This is a genomic window from Pseudomonas sp. Y3 TE3536 (assembly GCF_053629175.1).
Genome location: NZ_JBRJHU010000001.1, coordinates 1,903,371 through 1,924,805 on the forward strand (window position 1 = coordinate 1,903,371; position 21,435 = coordinate 1,924,805).

At 62.2% G+C, this 21,435-nt stretch carries 21 protein-coding genes; 1 reads left to right on the plus strand and 20 read right to left on the minus strand.

The window, feature by feature from the left end; genetic code table 11:
- Positions 1-29: 29 nt before the first annotated feature.
- Positions 30-1,157: a cytochrome c oxidase subunit II gene (coxB, locus tag AB7M33_RS08560; protein ID WP_085272114.1), complete on the minus strand. Its 1,128-nt coding sequence runs from the start codon at positions 1,155-1,157 to the stop codon at positions 30-32.
- Between the two features lie 368 nt (positions 1,158-1,525).
- On the opposite strand from coxB, the gene AB7M33_RS08565 reads away from it, so the two are divergent.
- On the plus strand, positions 1,526-2,167 hold the full coding sequence (locus AB7M33_RS08565) for a hypothetical protein (protein ID WP_027591997.1): 642 nt from the start codon (positions 1,526-1,528) through the stop codon (positions 2,165-2,167).
- A 134-nt stretch (positions 2,168-2,301) separates the two neighbouring features.
- On the opposite strand, the gene AB7M33_RS08570 is transcribed toward AB7M33_RS08565, so the two are convergent.
- The 19 genes from AB7M33_RS08570 to AB7M33_RS08660 all read right to left on the minus strand — a co-directional run bounded on the left by AB7M33_RS08570 (position 2,302) and on the right by AB7M33_RS08660 (position 21,435).
- Entirely contained in the window at positions 2,302-3,828 is a 1,527-nt protein-coding gene (locus AB7M33_RS08570) for a SulP family inorganic anion transporter (protein WP_454244209.1), read from the minus strand.
- A 198-nt stretch (positions 3,829-4,026) separates the two neighbouring features.
- A complete protein-coding gene (locus AB7M33_RS08575) occupies positions 4,027-4,746 on the minus strand; it encodes a carbonic anhydrase (protein WP_099428002.1) in 720 nt (239 codons plus the stop codon).
- Between the two features lie 392 nt (positions 4,747-5,138).
- Positions 5,139-5,678, minus strand: coding sequence for a conjugative transfer signal peptidase TraF (gene traF / locus AB7M33_RS08580; protein ID WP_274884366.1), 540 nt, complete (start codon positions 5,676-5,678; stop codon positions 5,139-5,141).
- Positions 5,675-7,498, minus strand: a complete 1,824-nt coding sequence (locus AB7M33_RS08585) for a type IV secretory system conjugative DNA transfer family protein (RefSeq protein WP_454242708.1) — start codon at positions 7,496-7,498, stop codon at positions 5,675-5,677. Before AB7M33_RS08585 ends, traF begins: the two co-directional genes overlap by 4 nt.
- A gap of 45 nt (positions 7,499-7,543) precedes the next feature.
- A complete protein-coding gene (locus tag AB7M33_RS08590; protein ID WP_143491050.1) occupies positions 7,544-8,083 on the minus strand; it encodes an IncP plasmid survival protein KfrC family protein in 540 nt (179 codons plus the stop codon).
- Between the two features lie 11 nt (positions 8,084-8,094).
- Positions 8,095-8,805 (minus strand): TraX family protein, encoded by a 711-nt coding sequence (locus AB7M33_RS08595; protein WP_454242709.1) that lies wholly within the window; start codon positions 8,803-8,805, stop codon positions 8,095-8,097.
- A gap of 5 nt (positions 8,806-8,810) precedes the next feature.
- Entirely contained in the window at positions 8,811-10,505 is a 1,695-nt protein-coding gene (locus AB7M33_RS08600) for a phospholipase effector Tle1 domain-containing protein (RefSeq protein ID WP_454242710.1), read from the minus strand.
- 68 nt (positions 10,506-10,573) lie between these two features.
- Positions 10,574-11,080, minus strand: coding sequence for a hypothetical protein (locus AB7M33_RS08605; protein ID WP_454242711.1), 507 nt, complete (start codon positions 11,078-11,080; stop codon positions 10,574-10,576).
- A gap of 197 nt (positions 11,081-11,277) precedes the next feature.
- The gene (locus tag AB7M33_RS08610; RefSeq protein ID WP_265967467.1) at positions 11,278-11,883 is read right to left on the minus strand and encodes a lysozyme family protein; all 606 of its coding nucleotides are present in this window, start codon (positions 11,881-11,883) and stop codon (positions 11,278-11,280) included.
- A gap of 11 nt (positions 11,884-11,894) precedes the next feature.
- Positions 11,895-12,203 (minus strand): TrbM/KikA/MpfK family conjugal transfer protein, encoded by a 309-nt coding sequence (locus AB7M33_RS08615; RefSeq protein WP_454242712.1) that lies wholly within the window; start codon positions 12,201-12,203, stop codon positions 11,895-11,897.
- Positions 12,204-12,216: 13 nt separating this feature from the next.
- Positions 12,217-13,989 carry a P-type conjugative transfer protein TrbL gene (gene trbL / locus AB7M33_RS08620; protein ID WP_454242713.1) on the minus strand — a complete coding sequence of 591 codons (1,773 nt, stop codon included), beginning with the start codon at positions 13,987-13,989 and terminating at the stop codon, positions 12,217-12,219.
- Positions 13,990-14,004: 15 nt separating this feature from the next.
- A complete protein-coding gene (gene trbK / locus AB7M33_RS08625) occupies positions 14,005-14,250 on the minus strand; it encodes an entry exclusion lipoprotein TrbK (protein WP_238209834.1) in 246 nt (81 codons plus the stop codon).
- A gap of 10 nt (positions 14,251-14,260) precedes the next feature.
- Positions 14,261-15,061: a P-type conjugative transfer protein TrbJ gene (gene trbJ / locus AB7M33_RS08630; protein ID WP_454242714.1), complete on the minus strand. Its 801-nt coding sequence runs from the start codon at positions 15,059-15,061 to the stop codon at positions 14,261-14,263.
- A gap of 22 nt (positions 15,062-15,083) precedes the next feature.
- On the minus strand, positions 15,084-16,469 hold the full coding sequence (locus tag AB7M33_RS08635) for a TrbI/VirB10 family protein (RefSeq protein WP_186679190.1): 1,386 nt from the start codon (positions 16,467-16,469) through the stop codon (positions 15,084-15,086).
- A 6-nt stretch (positions 16,470-16,475) separates the two neighbouring features.
- On the minus strand, positions 16,476-16,919 hold the full coding sequence (locus AB7M33_RS08640) for a conjugal transfer protein TrbH (protein ID WP_454242715.1): 444 nt from the start codon (positions 16,917-16,919) through the stop codon (positions 16,476-16,478).
- Positions 16,920-16,921: 2 nt separating this feature from the next.
- Complete coding sequence (trbG, locus tag AB7M33_RS08645; RefSeq protein ID WP_186679206.1) at positions 16,922-17,812, minus strand: P-type conjugative transfer protein TrbG; 891 nt, start codon at positions 17,810-17,812, stop codon at positions 16,922-16,924.
- A 10-nt stretch (positions 17,813-17,822) separates the two neighbouring features.
- Entirely contained in the window at positions 17,823-18,572 is a 750-nt protein-coding gene (locus AB7M33_RS08650) for a conjugal transfer protein TrbF (protein WP_186679210.1), read from the minus strand.
- Complete coding sequence (locus tag AB7M33_RS08655) at positions 18,569-21,127, minus strand: VirB4 family type IV secretion/conjugal transfer ATPase (RefSeq protein ID WP_454242716.1); 2,559 nt, start codon at positions 21,125-21,127, stop codon at positions 18,569-18,571. Before AB7M33_RS08655 ends, AB7M33_RS08650 begins: the two co-directional genes overlap by 4 nt.
- Positions 21,124-21,435: a conjugal transfer protein TrbD gene (locus AB7M33_RS08660; RefSeq protein ID WP_186679215.1), complete on the minus strand. Its 312-nt coding sequence runs from the start codon at positions 21,433-21,435 to the stop codon at positions 21,124-21,126. The genes AB7M33_RS08655 and AB7M33_RS08660 overlap by 4 nt, the downstream gene beginning before the upstream one ends.

The following is a 21,435-nucleotide window of genomic DNA, read 5'->3' on the forward strand; positions in this document are numbered from 1 at the left end:
AATCCATTGATTGCCGCGAGTAACCCGGTTCATTGCGCTTCTGCCTGCTTGAGCGCCAGCACATCCTTCGGCGTGACCATGTCGCCCTTGTTGTTGCCCCAGGCGTTGCGCTCGTAAGTGACCACGGCGGCAATGTCGACTTCCGAGAGCTGCTTGCCGAACGCGGCCATGGCCGTGCCGGGCTTGCCGTGGAAGACGATGCTCAGGTGGCCTTCCTTCGGCCCGGTGGCAATCTTCGAGCCCTTGAGGGCCGGGAACATCGGCGGCAGGCCCTGGCCTTCGGCCTGGTGACAGGCCACGCAGGTGGTGTGGTAGACCTTGTCGCCGCGCTCGACCAGCTCTTCGAGGGTCCACTCTTTGCTGGTCAGCTCCTTGAGCTTGGCCGCCTCGGCCTTGCGTTCGCCCAGCCAGGTGTCGTAATCGGCCTTGGACTTGACCTCAACCACCACCGGCATGAAGCCGTGGTCCTTGCCGCACAGCTCGGTGCACTGGCCGCGGTAGATGCCGGGCTTCTCGATGCGCGTCCAGGCCTCGTTGACGAAGCCTGGGATGGCATCACGCTTGACCGCGAACGCCGGCACCCACCAGGAATGGATCACGTCGGCGGCGGTTACCAGAAAGCGCACTTTCGCGCCCACCGGCAGCACCAGCGGCTGGTCGACTTCGAGCAGGTAGTGCTCGTCCTTGGGGGCCTTGTTGTGAATCTGATCGGCGGGGGTGGCCAGGTTGCTGAAGAACTCCACGTCCTGGCCCAGGTACTTGTAGTGCCACTTCCACTGGTAGCCCGTGACCTGGATGTCGATGTCCGACTCACTGGCGTCGTAGATGTCGATCAGGGTCTTGGTCGCGGGGATGGCCATGGCCACCAGGATCAGGAACGGCACCACGGTCCACATGATTTCGACCCAGGTGTGCTCGTGAAAATGCGCTGCCTGTTGGCCTGTGGAACGGCGGTGGACGACCATCGACCAGAACATCGCGCCGAACACCACGATGCCGATGATCACGCAGATCCAGAAGATGGTCATGTGCAGGTCGAAGACGGCGTTGGAGACTTCCGTCGCCCCCGGGTGCATGTTGACGGTCCAGGCGGCGTTGGCCTGTCCGAAAACCGTCCACAACAGGAGGCCCATCCAGACATGTGGATGTCGCATCATTGCGGGTTCCCCTTCTAATTCTTGTAGTCCCGAAGGCGTGGCCTGCGGCAAGAGGGAACGGCGGTCAAGACTGCCTGGCTTCGACGACCGAGCCCCTGCAAAAGCAGACGGGCCTCATCAACGAATCACGTTCAACGGGAGTATAGACAGCGACCAATGGCACGCAATGCAGCCTGTGAAATGAACTTCACGAAATTGCCCAATGCCCTGAAAACCGCGCGCTTGATAGGATATGGCGCAATAGTGGCATACCGATATGCCAGAGCAAGCACACGTTTGCGCGGTTTATAACAAATACGTCTTAGGTATTCTGTATACCGAGCTAATTTAGTGTCTTCCGTTTGACACGTAATGTCCCTGGAGTTGTCATGAACATCGCTGCTGTACGCGAGCAGATTAGCCAAGCCCATCAACACGAACTTGAAACCGGCCAACTGAAAGAACGTCTAGAGCTACAACTGCCGCACTTGCACCCCTCGATCCAGCTACCTGAGCAGGACGCCCAGGGTAGTTTGGCGCGTTTCGTCAGCGCCTACATCGACCAGGTTCCAGAGCTGCTGGAGGCTGCCCACGAGGTAGCCCGTGAAGCGGGGATCGAGTCGCAGATCAAACCGGTACTGAAAATTGCCGAAGCTTATTTCCAGCAGCCGCCCACGGTGATGCAAGGGCATGTCGGGCTGGATTGCCTGCTGGACGAGGCCTACCTGGCGCATCGCCTGGTGGAGGAGGTCAACGACCTGTACATCCGCCACTTCAAGCAGCCGTTGATTCCGTTCGACACCACGATGGCCAACCTGATTGCCCATCAACTGATCGGCGAGACCTTCGCCAACCAGCTCGATGAAGTGGTGCATCATTCGGTCGACGAGATGCTCAATGACGAGAGCTTTGCGGTGGAATCGGTGGAGGCTTATCGCGAGAAACTGAGCAGCCCGGAAACCGGCAACGCCTGGAAGCGTTGGCCGTGCCTGTCGCGTCAGCTGGGTGTTGAGCTGGGCCAGCCTGCCTGATACCCCTGTCCCGGCCTCTTCGCGGGGCAAGCCCGCTCCCACAGGTAGGGTGCTGTCCCTGAGAACAGCACCCTACCTGTGGGAGCGGGCTTGCCCCGCGAAGAGGCCAGATCAGTCAACACAACAGCTAAATACTAAGCCCCAACCCCCGCCGTCGTCCGCAGCCGCCCCTCGATGCGCCGCTTCAAGCGCCGCTGCTCGATCAACAAGCGCGACCCATTGGCTGCATTGCTCCGGCCCCAGTCCTCAAGCAGTTCCAGGCATGAGTGGTCGATATAGCTGAGGTTGCCCAACGGCACATGCAAGGTGGTCCCCGCCGGCACCGTGTCCAGCACCTGGGTCAACGCCGGCACCTTGAGGAAGGTCGCAGCGCCACTCAGGCGCAGTTCCATGTGCCCAGGCTTGCCCAGGCTCACCAGGTTGATTTTCAACCGCGCCGCCTTGAAGGCCAGCTTGAGCAAGGTCAAGGCAAAGCCCAGCAGTACACCGGTCAGCAGGTCGGTGAAGATGATGGCCAAGGCCGTCGCCGCATAGGTGAACATCGGCATGCGGCCATACCGGCCCAACCCACGAAACGCCTTGAAGTCCACCAGCTTGATGCCGGTAAACACCAGCACACCCGCCAAGCTCGCCACCGGTATTTGCTGCAGCACACTGCTCAACACCACGACAAACGCCAACAGCCACAAGCCATGGAAAATCGCCGAGGCTCGGGTCTGCGCGCCGGCCTGGACATTCGCCGAGCTGCGCACGATCACCCCGGTCATTGGCAGGGCGCCGAGCACACCGCACAGCATGTTGCCGATGCCCTGGGCGGACAGTTCACGGTCGAAGTCCGAGCGCTGGCCGCTGTGCATACGGTCCACCGCGGCAGCCGACAACAGGGTCTCGGCACTGGCAATGAACGCCAGGGCGAATGCCGCCACCAGCAAGGTCGGGTCGGCCAGGTTCATCAGGTCATCCAGGCGGATCCAGTCGATGGCCTCGGAAAGGTCTGCCGGCACCTGCACCCGGTTCACCGGCAGCGCCAGCCACAGGCTGATGACGGTCATCGCTGCTACGCCCAGCAAGGCACCGGGCACGAACCGCAGCTGTTGCGGCCGCAAGCGCTCCCAGCCCCACATGATGGCGATGGTACCCAGCCCAATTGCACCGGCTTGCCAGCCGGCCCCTGCGCTTTCCAACGGCAGGGCTGCGGCCAGGGTTGCCGGAAACGCCAGCAGGTTCTGCATGCCCGAAGGCTGCGGCGCCGTGTCGAACATCACATGCACCTGCGACAGCACGATCAGCACACCAATACCCGCCAGCATGCCGTACACCACGGCCGGTGCCGTGACGCGGAACCAGCAGCCCAGGCGCAAGCGCCCCGCCAGCAATTGCAACAGCCCGGCCAGCAGTAGGATCGGCCCGAGCATGGCCACGCCGTGCTGGCGCACCAACTCGAACACCAGCACCGCCAAGCCGGCGGCAGGGCCACTGACCTGCAGCGGCGAGCCCGCCAGGAAGCCCACCACGACGCCACCGATAATGCCGGTGATCAGGCCCTTGGCAGGCGGCATCCCCGAGGCGATGGCGATGCCCATGCACAAGGGCAGGGCGACCAGAAATACCACCACCGACGCCAACAACTCTCGCGGCAAGGCCGCTTTCAACTGTGTCATGTTCACCGTGTTTCTCCATTTATCTGTTGCACGGCCATTCCTCTGGCCGTGAGCACGTTGGCCCCTGAAAGACGCGCAGGCGCGGGCCGCCAGCGAGCATGCCGGCAAGGCAATCAGGGAATTCAAGGCAGCCGAAGGCCGCGCCACACCCCTACAGGGTGCAGCCGGCTATCAAGGTTCTAGCGGTGGAAGGGTCGCTTAGTAGCGGCCTCTCGGGGTAGCGCAGGGGACCGGCTCGCCCGCAGCCAGGGGCAGGAAGCTGTCGCTGGCAGCGTCATAGGCTTCGATCTTGCTGGTCTCGATGTCGTAGACCCAACCGTGGATATACAGCTCACCCGCCGCCAGGCGCGAGGCGACCGAGGGGTGAGTGCGCAGGTGATGCAGCTGGGCGATGACGTTTTCTTTGGTCAGCACCTGCATGGTCTCGTGCTCGCTGCCGCAGGAGCAGTTGTTCTCGACCACGGTGCGTGCCACTTCGGCATGGCGCAGCCAGGCGGAAACCGTCGGCATCTTGGTCAGCGATTGCGGGTTGAGTACGGCACGCATCGCGCCGCAGTCCGAGTGGCCGCAGACGATGATGTGGTGTACACCCAGGGCCAGTACCGCGTATTCGATGGCGCTGGAGACGCCGCCGTTCATCTGACCATACGGGGGCACCACGTTGCCGACGTTACGGGTCACGAACAGGTCGCCTGGCGAGCTTTGGGTAATCAGCTCGGGGACGATGCGCGAGTCGGCACAGGTGATGAACATGGCGCGTGGCGTTTGCGCGGTGGCGAGCTTCTTGAACAGCTGTTGCTGCTCGGGGAAGACGTCATGGTGAAAGCGCAGAAAGCCGTCGACGATGTGCTTCAGGGCGGCATCGGCGCTCTCGGCGGGTACATCCGGAACGACCTTGGATGGGTCCTTGACGGGCATGATTCATCCTCTTGACGGTGTGAAGGTAAGTCCATTTTACCGGTGAAAGATTCAGGCTATGCAGGGATTTAGATGACGCGCACAGGCCACAGATCACAGTCTTCGTTGACTGATTGCCTACGCTAGCGGGGAAAACTTAACTGAAACTTAATTCGGAGGCTCTAGAACAGGCGTTCCAGATAGGTAAGGCGGGATTTGAATAATAGCAAAAAAACATCAATTGCCTAGTACCATTACTGTAATTATTCACTTGGATTAGTGGTACTAGGGTTACCTGTAGGAGCAGCCTTGTGCTGCGAAGAGGCCGCTAGCCGCACCAAACATCGATTGCAGGCTACCGGCCTCTTCGCAGCGCAAGGCTGCTCCTACAACGGCTCGATCGAGCGGCTGGGTTACAACGGCGTTTTTCGCCACACCAGCCAAGGCTCGACCACTTCGCCCAATTGCCCTTGCGGCACGGCACCGAAATAGCGGCCATCGAATGACAAGCGGCTGTAATCGGAGAGCATCAGCACCTCGTCGCTGCCCAAGCGAAAGTGCGCCAACGGTGGCTGCGGCATGGGGCGGCCACTGGGGTCTTGCTGCAACGGCTGGCTACGCACCTGCAACTGCCCGTTGACGCTGACCCCCTCGGCAGTGATCTGCACGTCGTCACCCGATACCGCGACCAGCCGCTTGAGCAGGTGCATGTATCCCCCAGGGCAGGTTCCCCCAGCCAGGTAGCCGCGCGCGTGCGCTAGCTGAAACACAGCCTCCTGCGGCGGGCAAAACATCACCAGGTCGCCTTTTTCCGGTGCCTTGTCGACCACCCAGTAAATGCCCGGCGGAAAACTGCTGGTGACGTTAAGCCGCGCGCCGCCCCACAGCACCAGCGGCACTGCGCAAAACGCCAGAATGGCCACGACAGCGGCCACGCTCAACGGCCGTTTCATGCCGGCAACTCGATGGTGCGGTCGCTTTCACGCGGTGCCGGCACCTTGGCGCGGGCCAGGAATACCGGGTCCTGGAAGTACAGCGGTTGCTTGCCATAAAACGCCGGGTAGCCTGCGCAATACACCACCATGTCGCCGGCTTCCTGGATATTGCCCTGGCCATCCTTGCGCGGGCCTGGCATGCGCAGGGCCTCGTCGGTGGTCAACAGCGGCCGCTGCACTTCCTGAATGGTGCGCGACACCTGGCCCAGCAATGCGCTGGAACGTCGCCCACTGGTGGTGACCTGCTCTTTGACGATGGTGGTCTGCCCGGTGAGCTTGGACAGGTGCTCCGCCGTTTCCACCCGGTTTGGCGGGTAGGCGTTCTGGATGTGGCAGTTGGAGGTGATGCTCTCGTTCTGCCCGTAGAACTCCTGCAACTGCGACAAATCTTGGATGATCAGGTAGCACTTGATGCCATAACCGGCCACGAAGGCCAGCGACTCCTGCATGATGTCGAGCTTGCCCAGGCTCGGGAACTCGTCGAGCATCATCAGCAGCCGGTGCTTGTAGTGCGCCTTGGGCCGGCCGTCCTCGAAGTCCATCTTGTCGGCCAGCAGGCGCACGATCATGTTCACCAGGATGCGCACCAAGGGGCGCAAGCGCGCCTTGTCGTTGGGCTGGGTGATGATGAACAGGCTGACCGGGTCGTCGTGGTTCATCAGGTCGCGGATCTTGAATTCCGAGCGGCTCACGTTGCGCGCCACGATCGGGTCGCGGAACAGCGACAGGTACGATTTGGCGGTCGACAGCACCGAGCCGGCCTCTTCGGCAGGCCGGTCGAGCATGTCGCGAGCAGCCGACCCCACCAGCGGGTGGTTTTCGCCATCGAGGTGGCCGTAGTGGGTCATTTCCGCCCACAGTTCGCTGATTGGCCGCGACGGGTCGGCGAGCATGGCGTCCAGCGCCGGCAGGCTGGCGACACCGCCCTCGTCCTGCGAGCGGTAGCACAGGTGCAGGATGCAACCCACCAGCATCGCCTGGGAGGTCTTCTGCCAGTGGTCGTTGAGGCCCTTGCCGTCCGGGTCGACGATCAGCGTGGCCAGGTTCTGCACATCGCCCACTTCGAACTCGGTGCCCAGGCGGATTTCTTCCAGCGGGTTCCAGCCCACGCAGCCATTGGCGGTGGCCGGCTCGAAACGCAATACCCGGTTGCCGGCATGCTGCTGACGCCAGCCAGCGGTGAGCGCCCAGAGTTCGCCCTTGAGGTCGGTGATCACCGCGCTGTGCTTCCACGACAGCAACGTCGGGATCACCAGGCCAACGCCCTTGCCGCTGCGCGTCGGGGCGAAGGTGAGGATGTGCTCCGGGCCGTTGTGGCGCAGGTAATGCAGCTTGTTGCGCTTGTCCAGCCAGGCGCCTACGTACACGCCATCATCAGCCAACAGGCCGGCGCTCTCGATATCCTTGCGCTCGCCCCAACGCGCAGAGCCATGAAGGAACTGATTGGCCTTGGAGCTGTTGCTGCTGATCATGCGGATCACGACCATCGCCATCATGCCGACGCCGCTGACCAGAACCCCCAGGGACCCGGCGCGCAGCAAGGTGTCCTGGTACTGGTCGGACCAGTTGGCGGCCCACACCAGGATCATCCATGGGGCGTAGATGCCATTCAGGTTGGCCCCCAACGCCGCATGGTTATTGAACAGGTAAGCGAAGTACTGGGTGGCAGTAGCCAGACCGGCCAGCAGGCAGAAAATGGCCAGGATGGCCTGCCCCGTGTTGCCGCCACTGCGCTGGCCGCCGCGGATCTGCGGGCCCACAGCGTTGTTATGTTTCATGGGTTCGCTCCGTGAACGAAAGGATGGGATAGGGAAGGTGCTGGTTCATGGCGAGGTTGTGCGCGAACGCCCGATGTCCTGAGCCTGGGTACGCCGCTGCGCCTCAGAAAGCGTGCGCTCGGCCTGACGTTGCAAGCTCCATTGCTCGACCAGCTCTGGCTGCTCGGCACGCAGTTGGCGCACCGCCAACTCCTCGATGCGTGGGGTGTACAGGCCCATGCCGTGGTGCAGCTCCTGCACCCGCTCCAGGCGGCCTTGCAGTTGCTGCAGCCGCGCCTGGCAACGCTGGTTGCCCTGCTCCCAGGCGGCGCGGGTGGAAGGCAGGGCCAGCCAGCCCGGGCGCGAGGCCTGGTTCTGCTGCAATTGCGCCTGCTGGCGGTCCAGCATGGCCTCCAGGCGCTGCTCGAGGGCCTCGGCCTGCTCGGCCTTCTGCTCGACGCACTCGCCAAGGGCCTGGTTGTAGCGCGCTTGCACCGGGCTGGCGTCCAGCAGCGCGGTCTGCTCGGCGGCCAGCGCCTGAGCCTGCGCCTCCAATGCCTGCCCAGCATCGTCGAGCGGCGGCTTGGGCGGTTTAGGCTCGTTCATGGGCATCTGCTTCATATCAGGAAGAGGTATCCGGCCTTGGCCATCGGGATGCGAATCAGCCACAGCGCCACCAGGTGCAGCGGGTAATAGGCGTAGAACAGCCAGCGCCAGCGCGGCAGGTCAGGCCTGACCCAGCGGGCGGCCAGCAGCACCGGCAACGCGGCCAGCGCCCAGGCATTGCCGTTGATCGGCGTTAACGCCGCAAGCGCAAGCACGGCCCCCACGGCAGCCAGCAGGTTCGGCCGCCGCACGTACCAACCCACGCAAAGCCCCAGCAGCACGGCCGGCCACCAGAATTCGACCCAGGCACCGCCCACGACCACCACCAGTAACGCCAGCCCCCAGAACAGCGGCCGCCCTTGCGCAGCACGCTCGCAGGCCTCGGTCGCCAGGGTAATCACCAGCAAGGTGAAGAGGATGTTCAGCGGGTAGCCGCCGTACAGCAGCCCCCCGAGGGCAATGAACGGCGGCGTCGCCAACACCCCGAACAGAAACAGGCGCAGCGCAGTGCGCCGGTAAGCACCGTTTTCCACTGTTCCCGGCCGCGCCAGGTTGTACGCCAGCACGACCACGAACAGCGGCATCGCCAAGCGCCCTGCCTCGAAGAAGTAAGGCAGGGTCTCGTTGAACAGGTACTTGTTCACGTGGTCGCCGGTCATCAGCAACAGCGCCAGCCACTTCAGCGCTTCTACCGTACCGTCGGCGAGTTGCAGGCGCGGCATCGAAATCACCGACGCATGGCCTGGGAAAGCCCGGTATCGAGCTCCAGCTTCGGCGCCACATCACGGGCCAGGTCGCCGATGCCTTTCTCGTGGACAATCGCCGTGCTCTTGCCTACCTGGAAGTTGCGGCTCGGGTCGACGTCACGGCGGTCATGAATAACGAACTGATCCGTCTGGCCGACCTTCTGCAGGATGTGATGCTCGTCCATGTCGACGACCATCCCGCTGACGGCCTTGCGCCCGCTCTCTGAAGCTTCGCCGATACTGGCCGAGGGGTTGAGGTCGCGCGCTTTGTCTTCCATGGCCTTGAACGAGTCGCTGCGCTGCTGGGCCTGCGGGTCTTGCTGCTGGCCCTGTTTGGCGCCGTCTGGGACTGGCACCGCTTGCAGGTTCAGGCTCTCGATATAACCAGCGCTGGGCCGTGAAGCCGTAAGCTCGCCAGACAGCGTAGCCACTTGCTGCTGTGAAGTGGCGGCCCTTTCCGACATGAGCTCGGCATACAGCCCTTTGCCCTCTTCTATCGCCTGCTCGCGCGAGTCAATGCCCAGGAAGCGTGCCGAAGCGGACAAGGCATCTTGCCCCAGCGATTTAAGGCGATCACCGATCCCCTCAACAGCTCGGGAAACGCTGTTGCGGCTAAGCCGATCATCGTTCTCGAAGATTACCCCGCGGCCATTGGTCTCGTGATCGAAGGGGCGAGCCTGGCGGTCAAAGACGTTGATCATGCCGCGTTCCATCGGGAAGGGCATATTGTCCACTGTCTGGAACGAGCCATCCGCGTTGCGGCTGAACGCGTTCTCACCCTTCAACAGGCGCGAGTCGATGAGCGCTTGCTCAACTTTCTCCGGGCTTTTGATCAACGTGTTGTACTGCTCGATGCGCTGAACATCCTCCTGCTGCATCGGCTTCATTTCTATACCGGCCGACTGCAGGCGATCGTGCATCACCGCCAATGGCCCGGCTGCCAGCACATCGTCCTTGTAACCACCGCCGACCTGCGAATGCGCGCCGGCAAACTTCAACTCCTCGATGCGCGAGTTGTCGTCGTTACGCAGGGCACTGGTCAGGGGGAACGTGTCGCGGTACTCGTTCATCGCCACCAGGTGGGTGGTCGAATCGATGTTCTTGCTGATCTCCAGGTTCTTGCCCAGATGGGTATCGGTATTCGACAAACCGTCAGTGGCGACCGTGTCGAAGATACCCAGCTTGTTGACGTGCGCCTGGCCTGGGGGAATCAAGTATTCCCCGGTCGCTTTGCCCTGGTCATCGAGTTTGGGGACGCCACGTTCGATGAACTCGTTGGCCAAGGCGCGGGACTGCGATGCACCGCGGCTGAAGCCGACAATGTTGACGTCGATCTGCTGGTCCGGGTACTTGTTGTGAAAGGCCACGATGGAGTCGTAGGCCTGGTCGATACGCTCCTGGGCACCGCGGCCGGTTGCGCCTTCGAGCAGCGAACGCCCGCTGGTACTGGATTGGCTGCCAACACCATCGAAGTAGACCTTCTCCGATTGGCCGGAGCGCTCCCTGGCGTCGTACTGCTGCGGTTCATGCCCCGAGTTGCGCGCCAGGTTGGTACCTTTGGCGGTGTCCAGGTCATACAGGCGGGCAACGTTGGTCTGCGTGCCTTCAGGTGTATTCAGATCTTTGTTGTTACCGGTGCCGTCGAAGTACACCGTAAAACGCATTGCATCGCTCATTTCATATCCCTATGGATCATCCCGCCGCCAGGACAGGACGAACGCTCCAAGACATTCTCGAACCCGTATCAGGCACCCGGTTTGTTTAGGGTCACGATCAGATCGTGGACACCATCACCGGCGCTTCGGGTGTAGCGTTCAAAGAATGCTTCGCCCAAGTTCAAGAGTGGGGACCCTCGCAGCGACTGCCCTGCAGCACGGATCGCCAAAGCACCAAAGCTTTCGCCCATGGCGGCAACACTCTTGGTGCGGTCAGCGGGATTGTCGTAAGGCTTCTGGTACCAGGTAGAAATCTGATACTCGACGTTCTGCGCCTCCAGTGCCTCATTGAGGTGTTTGGCCAGGGCGAACAGCGATTCCTTGATCAGGGTGGGGTCAATTCCCTCAGCCTTCATCACCGCTTCTGCGGGTAGGGCAGCAGCGCCAATCAAGTCCTCATGGGTATAACCCTTCATCGGCGGGAACACGCCTTCGGGGAGTTTCATGCCCGGGGTGTAGGGCTGGTACTGGCCTTGATTGTCTTGCATGGAAAGCTCCTTGGCTTGAAGTTCAGAAGAGGTGGCAGGCAGGAGCATGCACGCTCCCAGCACGAGGGGTACGAGCGCGCCAAGGCGCAGCCGCGGCCAGAGGCGGCTGGGGCGGCGCGATGCCTTGTCGGTAACGGGGGTGCCCATACCGAGAGTGGGTAGGTTCAATCTTTCTCTCCTTGCATCCGCCTCGCGGCGGGTCCCTGTATCGTTTCGAGATGCGGCTACTGTGACCAGCGAATCCATCATTTGCTCCCCATCACCAACCCCCGGGGCACATAGGCTGACGTGCCCGCGGGTTGCGGCATGACCGGCTGCTGCACGACAGCCGCCTTCACCGCCTGCGCGGTGTCGACCACTGCCACGGACGCCTCGGCCGGCGCGCCGGAGAATACCGCGCTCTGCGCCACCTGCTGCGTGGCAAAGCGGGCATCCAGCCAATCGGCCCAGTAGACGGCGCGGCGCATGATCTGCTGGCGGTAGCGCGCATTGATGGCGGGGGTGCGCGAGTGGTAATTCGCCACCCGCGTCCACAAGTCGCCGCGGTCATTGCGCACGTGGCCACGGATGCGCCAGGCGGCCAGCTCGTAGGAGTAGCAGCCGCCTTGCTCGACATCCTCAGGGGTGATGCCGTAGCGCGAGAGCTCGCGCAGGTAGGCGGTGTTGAACTGCATGGGGCCCACGTCGTAGGTGCCATTGTGGTTGCGCACCCACTGGCCAGGCTTGCCACCTTCCTGGCCGGACACAGCCAGGACGATGTTCACCGGCAGCTCGTATTTGACCGCCGCCATGATCGAGCAGGCGATGGGTTCGCTCAGGGCCGGGGGCGGAACGTCAGCGACAAATGGCATCGTGGCGCGCCTCAGATGACCTTGCCGAACTTGTTGTTGATCGACTTGGTTTTTTGCGGGTCGGCGGCCTCGCATTTGTCGAGGAAGGACTGGCGAGCGTCCGAGGTCTGGCTCAGCTTGATCTTGCCCTTCTTCTTTTTGACGATGCTGAAGTAGTCGCCGACCGGGCCACTGCAGTTATCCACGACACCCGCACCCTTGAGCTTGCCCCACATGCACAGGACGGTGGCACAAGGGTCCTTTTCCTTGGCCTGGGCAGGCAGGATGACGACGAAACTGGCGGCCAGCACGGCGGCTGGAAGAACCTTTGCAATTTTCATGAGCACTCCTTGTTCAAGTCCTGTCCTTTTTGCTTTCGCTGAAGCTCTTCACTTCGGCATCGGGTTCGAAGTCACGGCTGGGCGATCGAGTGTCCAGGTTCGAACGACTGCTGGAACCCGGATCGGAGATTTCCTTGGCAATACGCCCGGCGAGCGACTTGTCGATATGGGACTGCGCAACCCGCCCCACGCCAGAGGCCAGGTTGGCGCCCATTTGCAGGGCTACGCGGCCTGCTGATGCCATCTTGCTGGAGGCTGCGTTGCTGCCCCCCTCTGCAGTGCCACCCTTGCCACCGGTGGCACCCGTGCCACCCTGTGAACCCGAACTGCCCTCGGCAGATCCGCCGCCGCCGGCTGATGCCGCCTCTGCAGCGCCAGAGCCGGAGCCCCCTGCTGAAGATGACTCTGATGCCCCACCCGCGCCAGATGCGCCGGATGCACCGGATGCACCGGATGCGCCCTCGGACGAACCGCCACCGGAAGATGCGCCGGATGATTCAGCACCTGACGATGATTCAGAGGATCCACCCCGGGAGGACGATTCGCCTCCCGCAGATGAGGCCGCCTGGGCAAGGCCTGATGAGGCGGAAGCTGTCGATGAGGCCAAGCCCATTACCGAGCCCAGAGGGCTGGCACCGCCGCTGGAGCTGCTGCCGCCAGGGCTCCCTCCACTTGGGCTACTGGGTGACCCCAGCATCCCCGTCATACGCGACGCGATATCCCCACCGGCGGAGGCCGTCGACTGCGCACCCTTGAAAGCGGAATGCAAGGCCTGCGCGGCGCCCATCAGGTTCGCCCCACCTGTCATCATCGCCGAAGCGCTCTTGCCCATCATCGACGCAGCAGTGGTTGCTGCCCCCAATGCCGCGCCGGCACCAAAGTTGCCGACACCGGTAGACGCACTGCCGGCTCCACCCACCAGGGCTGCGATCATCGGCGGGATCTTGTTCACCAGTATCAACAACAGTACTGAGGTCACCATCATGACCGCGAGTTCCTGCACAGCGACTTTGTCACTGATACGGGCCGCAAAGGTCTGGATAAAGCTCTTGCCAATCGCAACCAACAGCACCATGGCAAACAGTTGCGCACCGAGCCCCAGTACCGCGCGGAAGTAGTTCAGCGCCATGTCGGACGTCCAGCGTGAACCGCCAAACCCCAGGAAGAACACCCCCGCGTACAGCAGGAACCAGCTCGATGCCAACAGCACCAGTAGGTTGATAGCCACAATGGCCAGCACCAGCAAAATACCAATGGCCATGAACTCCATCGTCAGCTGGCGGCCCATTTGGTGCCAGCTCAGCTTGCTGGTTGCCTTGACGGTTTTGTCATACAGCTCGAACCCAAGGTCGACGATCGACGACGGCTTCAACTCGGTATTACCGAGGTGCCCTGCGGTGGCGCCGAGTTGGCTCATCGACTTGACGATGCTGTCGGCGATTTTCAACCCGCCCATGGCGTTTTGCAGCAACCACCAATACAACCCGAACACCACCATGAAACGGATAAGTTCGGAAAAGAACTCACCGATGTCGGCCTTGCGCATCAGCAACATGCCGAACGTCCAGACCATGGAGATGGACGCCAGGGCAAAGAACAGCCGCGATGCAGCGCTCTGGATCGCAGGCAGCCAGGTTTGGGTCGCGTCGTCGAACCTCTTAAGCACCTCATCCATGACGCCTGAGCTGCCTAACTGCCCTGTCGCCGCATGGGCAAGCGTCGGAGTTGCGAGGCAAACAGCAACCAGCAGTACACTCAGGAGCAATTCCCGACGCGTGCCAATCATGTGCGTAATCCCACCTTAGTATTTGCTTTCCGGGCTTTTCTCAAACTTCCACTCGGTCATTTCCTGCGCCGCGTTGAAGCTTCTGCACCCGTCGATGAATTCGTTTCGATTGGCCTCTTTAGAGAGGCTCGACAGGTTCTTTTCATAGGTGCCTTTGGCGCAGTTTTCGGCCGTTGGCTCAGGGACTTTTTCCTCGGAACAACCGGCCAGGTTGAACAGCACGCCCACGGCGATGGCGAGTTGCAGAATGTTGCTCTTCATGGTGCTTTCCTCAGTATTTGCCTTCAGGGCTTTTTTCGTATTCCCACGTCGTGACGCGTCTTGCCTGGGCCTCACCGCGGGCCTTTTCATCCAACTCAGCCGCCGCGCGGTTGGCAGTCGCAGACTGCTCAGCCAGCATCAGGCTGCGCAACTGCAGTAGTTGGTTGGTCTGTTGACTGGCCAACTGGTTGGCATATTGAATCGCCTTGACCTGGCCATCTGCCGTGCTGGCCGCTTGCTGAAGGCGCTCCAGCTGCCTGGAATCAGCCTGCAAGTTCTCTTGTTGCTGCTTGATGCTTTTGAACAACGCGTCGTTAGCCGTTTTTTGCGATTCGGAGGCCATTGCTTCATGCTCGGCGAGCTCCGCCTGGTCCTCCTCGGTGCAGGTGCCGAGGCCGAAGCAGGGTGAGCTTTTGTAGTAACTGGTGTCGCGGTACTTGCTCAGGTACGAATCAAGGCTCCCCGCCTGCGTCGTGTAGTAATTGATCATGCTCTGGGCTTCCATCAACTTGTTGATGGTCGAATTGGCCTGGTCCCAGATATAGGCAGCCGGTGCCGCCGTGTTCTTCAACATATTCTCGTACTGGTCGAGCTGCTTCTTGTACTGCAACGCCTGGGTCGTGTACTGCTCAACCTGTGTTTTGTATTCGTCGATCTGCTTGGCCGTCTGGGCAATATTCTCGGCTACCCCCAGCTGGCTGATGCCCGCGTGTATCCCGTCCACAACCGGGATACCAGCATGCGCCTGCAGGGTGAACCCCAGACCGGCCAGCAGCGCAATGGTGGGTTTCAACAAGGCCGTGTGCTTCATGTCGCTCTCCTTGGCAAATGGTTCAGTAATCGAAGGACTGGTAAGGCTTCGAGAACGTCAGGTCCTTGGTCACCATCACGTTGAAGCGATAGCCCGGACGGATTTCGAGGGTTGGCGCGATGTTCAGGTTCTTCGAGATCATCTGCGCGGTCACCTCGCCCAACTGCTGGCCGAGCGCCTCGCTCATGGCGCTGCTGGCGGTCTCACGGTCACTGCTGTCACTGCTGGCACGGTCCTGGCTGAGGCTAATGCCGGCGACGATGCCGGACATCAACAAGGCCGAGCCGAAGATCCGTACATAGTGGTTGTTGACCTGATCGTTGAAGCCGGAATAGCCGGCGCTGTCGCTACCCGGCATCGAACCGATGTCCATCGCCTTGCCATCCGGGAAGATGATGCGCTGCCAGGCGACCAGTACCCGCGACTGGCCATAGGCCACGCTGCTGGAGTAGGAACCGACCAGGCGCGAGCCCTGTGGCAACAGCAAGTGCTTGCCGGTAGCGGTGTCGTACACAGCCTGCGCGACCTGAGCGATGATCTGCCCAGGCAACTCGGAGTTGATACCGGCGATCATCGTGGCAGGGATCACGTAGCCCGCGCGCAGCTCGTAAGGGCTACGGGGTGATTCCATGGTCACGTCCATCTTCCAGCGGTCGCTGTTCTCCGTGGTGCCGAACTGGTTGTAGTCCTTGCCAGCGTTGCTGGCGGCTTGCACCAGGAACGGCGAATCGCCCTGCGCACCGCCGCCACCGCCCCCGCCTGAGCTGATCGCCTTCAACTCGGCCATGCGCGCCTTGTAGGCTGCGGTCGGGTCACTGCGCGAGGCCTCTTGCATACGCTGGCGTGCGGCAGCGATGCGGGCCAAGGCGTCCTGCTGGCTGGACGGGGCGCCGGCAGCGCCGAGGCTTGAGCCAGCGCTGCGCGGAGCCTCTACCCGGACGGTACTCTGCGCCCGGACGGCCTCCTGGAACTGCTGCATCTTCATTTGGCGGATGCGTTCCAGTTCTTCACCGTTGACGCTCGGCGGCATCTCGCGCGGCGGCATAGGCGGGGCATCGAGGTTGCTCGGGCGTACCACCTGCAAGCTGGCGGGCTGCGGTGCGGGCGTGTCGTCCAGAGTCGGCATGGCCGGCGGCTCAACTTTGCTGGGGATGATCCCATCTTGGTCCATGCCATTGATCTGCTGGGCAAACATGCTGCTGTTGCCGGCTTTTTCCGCTTTCTTTTCCTCAGGCTTGTCCTGCTCTTCGGCACGATCGGCCGCCACCAGCAGCATGATCAGCAGAAACACCATGGCGGCGGCGCCAATCAGATAAATCGGCCAGTTGTTGACCCGACGCACACCGCTGTTGCGATGCAGTTTGCCGGGCGATGCGTCCGGCGACATGACATCGTTCTTGCTACTCATCACACGTCACTCCTTGCGTACCCAGGCCCCGGCGGCCAGCACCTGGCCGTTCTGCACCGCGTAAACACGGCTCAAGGACTCACGCCCGACCAGCAGGGTGACCCGATAGAGGTCGCTGTCCTTGGGCGCATCGACGATGTAGTTGACCTGCAGCGGCGCAGCCGCACGCGCCGTTGCGGGTACCGGCTGAGCCTTAGGGTCAAATTCCTGTACCGAGAAACCGGAGGCACGCAATGCGCTGACCAGGGATACGCCGTAGCCGTCAGTGGTTTGCTGGGCGATACGCAAGCGCGTGCGGGCCGGCGCGTGCACGACTGCCAGTTGGCGCGCGGTGGCGCTCGCCAGCTGCTGATTGATCGCCGGCGTGGTTCGGTCGGCGAAGTTGCCGTAGGGCCCGTGAGCACAACCCGCCAGCCACAGGCAAACGAAGGGTGCGATCCATGCGCGCATCGTTATTTACCCCTCTGGATGGTGACGCGGTCCTGCGACTTGCCGACGCCAGCAATCAGGATGGCCTTGTCGAATACGGTGTCGACGATGTAGCGGTCGCCCTGAACCCGGTAGTTGACCATCACGGTCTCATCATCCTTGAACCAGCCACCGTCCTTGCGCACGACCACCAGAGCCGGCGCTTCGGTCTGGCCCATGGTGCGTGGCATCTGGATGATGGTCTTGCTGCCGTCGTTGTACACACGCACCGGCTTCCAGGAGGTTTCACCGCTGACGCTGTAGTCAAAGTTCAGGTTGCCCAGGTATTCGCCGGTTTCCGGGATGGTCGCCTTGCGGCGCTCGGTGGTTTCGCGGTTCTTGATCAGGTTCCACTTCGCCAGCGCTTCTTCCGGGTAGGTGAAGGCGACTTGCGGCATGTACTCGGTACGGTGCGAACGCAGCTTGAAGTGGTAGGTGCGGCGGTTGGTGGTGACCACCAACGAGGTCTCCAGGCCCACATCCATCGGTTTGATGATCAGGTGCTGGACTTCGCTCTCGCCCACGCCGGTAATCGCCGGCTCGACTGTCCAGCGCGCGGTGTCGCCGAGGTTGATCGAGTTGACCTGCTCACCCGCCTGCAAGGCGATGTCGCAGACCTGCAGCACGGCACAGACGATGCTCGGCTGCTGGGCGCCGAAAATGAAACGTGCGGTGCCGTCACCGCCATCCACTGGCTTGATGCCGGTGGCACTGGCCTGCTGCCAGCGCTGGGAAATCGCCAGTGCGGCCTTCTCCTGCGCGGTCAGGGTCGGGTTGGCATCGGAAAAGTACAGATCGGCGGCGCTGGTGCCCGGCGCAGCCTGCGCGAACGCGGGCAAAGCCGCCGCGAGCATGGCGCAAAGGTAACGGTTCATGGTCGATCCTTCAGAGTTGCTTGGACCAAGAGAAGTCACGGACGTAGGTCCCGATCGGGTTCATCCGTACTTGCTCCTCGCTGGTCTGGGTAGTGGGTTCGGCGGTGTAGGTGGTGACCAGGGCGCGCCAGGTGGCCTTGCCCTTGAGCATGCCCTGGCGGTCACGGGTGACTTCTTCCCAATCCACCTGCCAGGTCTCCGGGGTCTGCTGCATGACCGAACGGATATCGACACTGACGGTTTCTTCGGCGGCACGTACGAACGGGCTGGCCTCCTTGCTGCCGTTGAGCCACTCGTTCATCTTCTGGGTCGCCGGGTCATTCGGCCCAAGCAGGGCGTATAGCCGGAAAATGGACTTGCGCAGCAGTGCGACGTCGGGGGTGACCGTGCGCGCATCGGCAATAAAGGACGCTATCTGCGACTTGATGACCCGCAGGTCGACCGGCACCGCGACCTGCGCAGGCGCTACAGCCATTGGCTGGCCAAGCTTGTCGACCTCCACCACGTAGGGCACGAACTTCGACTGGCTGCCGATGTGAATGATGCCGCCGACACCGGCGAGGGCGACCATCATCGAGAGGATACCCACCACCTGCCAGGACTGGCGGGAGGTCACCAAACTGCCGACATGGTCATTCCAGGTGCGGCGGGCCGTCAGGTACGGATTGTCGAGGACGGCGCCCTGGGGCGTCTCTGCTTTGGCGGTAGCATTGGCGGGACGCTTGAAAATGAGTCCCTTGATGCTGTCTGCGAGGTTCATGCGGCGACTCCATAATCATTCAGTCTCAGGCCCCTGGCAGCCAGCCATTCCGCCACCCAGGCATTGCCATATTTGGCTTCCAGGCGCTTGATGGCAGCCACGGACTCTTTGTCGGAAGAGCCGACGAAAGCCAGGGCCAGTGGGCCCAGCGCCAGGTCGTAAAGGCGTCGGCCGTTTTCCGACACGTAGTAGTACTGGCGCTTGGGAATAGCGGTGGCCAAAATCTCGATCTGCCGGGCGTTGAGGCCCATGCGGCGATAAAGGGCAGCGGTGTCCTCGTCGCGGGCATAGACATTGGGCAGGAAGATCTTGGTAGCGGTGGACTCGACGATGACGTCGAGAATCCCCGAGTTCGCCGCGTCCGACAGGCTCTGGGTGGCCATCAGCACCAGGCAGTTGGCCTTACGCAGTACCTTGAGCCACTCACGGATCTTCTCGCGGAAGACCGGGTGGCCGAGCATCAGCCAGGCTTCGTCGAGGATGATCACCGCCGGCTGGCCTTTGAGCGCGCATTCGATGCGGCGGAACAGATACAGCAGTACCGGCAGGGCGTACTTGTCGCCCAGGTTCATCAGCTCTTCGATCTCGAACACGGTGAAGTCGGAGAGCGACAGGCCATCTTCCTCGGCATCGAGCAAGTGCCCCATGGTGCCGTCGACCGTGTACTGGCGCAGGGTCTCGCGCACGGCTTCGTCCTGCACGATGATGCAGAACTCAGACAGGGTGCGGGAGCCGTCGCGGAACATGGTCATTACCGCGTGGCCGATTTCGTTGCGCTGCGCTGCAGTTGTTTCAAGGCCATTGAGCGCCAGCACGGTATCCAGCCACTCCATCGCCCAGGCGCGATCACCTTTGGTTTCGAGGAACTGCAACGGGCAGAAGGCCAACTGTTCGTCGTCTGCCGCCACGGTGAAGTGGCGCCCGGAGCGGCCATTGCTTTCGGCGCGAATACCGGCCGCCAGCGGGTACATCGACATGCCCTTGTCGAAGGCGAAGATCGACATGCCCCGATAGCGGCGCAGTTGTGCGGCGATCAGCGCCAGGTGGGTCGACTTGCCCGCACCGGTCGGGCCGAACATGAAGGTATGCCCCAGATCGCGTACATGCAGATTCAGGCGGAATGGCGTGGCACCACTGGTCACGCAATGCATCAAGGCTGGCGACAGCGGCGGGTAGAGCGGGCAGGGCGCATCGGCGCTGCCGGTCCAGATGCTGCTGGTGGGCAGCAGGTCGGCCAGGTTCAAGGTGTTGATCAGCGGGCGACGCACGTTCTCTACGCCGTGGCCCGGCAGGCTGCCCAGGTAGGCGTCGAGGGTGTTGATGGTCTCGATGCGGGCGGCGAAGCCCAGGCGCTCGATGGCCTTCTCGACACTACGTGCAGACTCTTCGACACGCACACGGTCTTCGCCCATGAGTACCACCACGCTGGTGTAGTAACCCTGCGCAACCAGGCCGCTGTTAACCTCGGCGATGGCATCGGCCGCGTCCTGCACCATGGCCAGGGCATCCTGGTCGATGTTGCTGTTGTTGGTGTTGAATACCTGGTCGAAGAAGCCACGGACTTTCTGCTTCCACTTCTTGCGGTACTTTTCCAGGTGCTGCACCGCTTCATGGGTATCCATGAAAATAAAGCGGCTGGACCACCGGTACTCGCAGGGCAACTCGGCCAGCGCCGAGAGAATGCCGGGTGCCGACTCCAGCGGGAACCCTTCGATGGCCACCACCTGAATGAAGTTGCGGCCGATCTTCGGCACCACGCCGCCCCAGAGCTCCTTGCCACCGATGACAGCATCCAGGTACATCGGGTTGCTCGGCAGCAAGACGGGCTGGCTCACGCCGGTGACACAGAACTGCACCCAGCTGAGCAAGTCGTCATGGGTGATGTGCGCGCCTTCCTCGGTGATTTGACGGTTACCCTTCAGGCGGGTCAGCTTGAGCACTGCGGCCAGGCTGCCCTCGACGCTCAAGCAGTCGCGCTTGAATTGCTCGATCAAGTTGCGCGTGCGCAGCTTGGCGTCCGGTGGCGCGGTGTCGTCGTCGAACATCAGTTCGACGAACTTCTGCTGGGCCAGCATCGGCGGGAAATAGGTGAGGCTCAGCACGAAGTAGCCTTCGTACATGGTCCCCAACGACTCGAAGTAGGCGCGGCGCTCTTCGTCCATGGCTTCGGTCAGGCTGTCAGCGAAGTGTGAGACGCCTTGGGCGGAGTAGTTCGCCGCGGGGCGGCGAACCGCATCCACGTGGATCATCCAACCGTTGCCCAAGCCAGCCAAGGCTTGGTTGATCCGCAGCGAAACCAGTTCACGCTGGGCGTCGGTGCTGCTGGCGTTGTCGTCACCCCGGTAAAGCCAGGCGGCCATAAAGGCGCCGTTCTTGCCCACGATCACCCCGTCGTCGACCATCGCCGCGTGGTTCAGCAGGTCGGCCAACCCGGCCTCTGTCGAACGGTGCTTCTTCAGCTTGAGCTCCGCATCCACCTGCAGCAGACGCTGGATCAGCAGCAGCACCAGCAGAGCACCGAGGGCTGCGATGGCGTACGCAATACCTTCGATCATTTGTATTGACTTCCCTGACTTGGAGGATTGTCCCTGAACGGTGTGCTACGCGCCGGGTAGTAAGGCTTGTAGCGGCGGTGACGAAGGTAGACGTGGCGCATTTTGGAGTCGGACTTGGCCATTACGCGGAAGACGAACAGCGAGCCGAACCAGAGCACCAGGCCCACCACGGTTGCCCGTACTTCCTGGGCGCTGAAAATCAGCGCGAAGGCGAGCAACCCGGAGAACATCACCAGCTCGCGATCCCCGCCCATGAACAGGTTGTCCCGGTTGCCGGCCCGCCGGATGGGAATCGTGCGCAGTGCCAT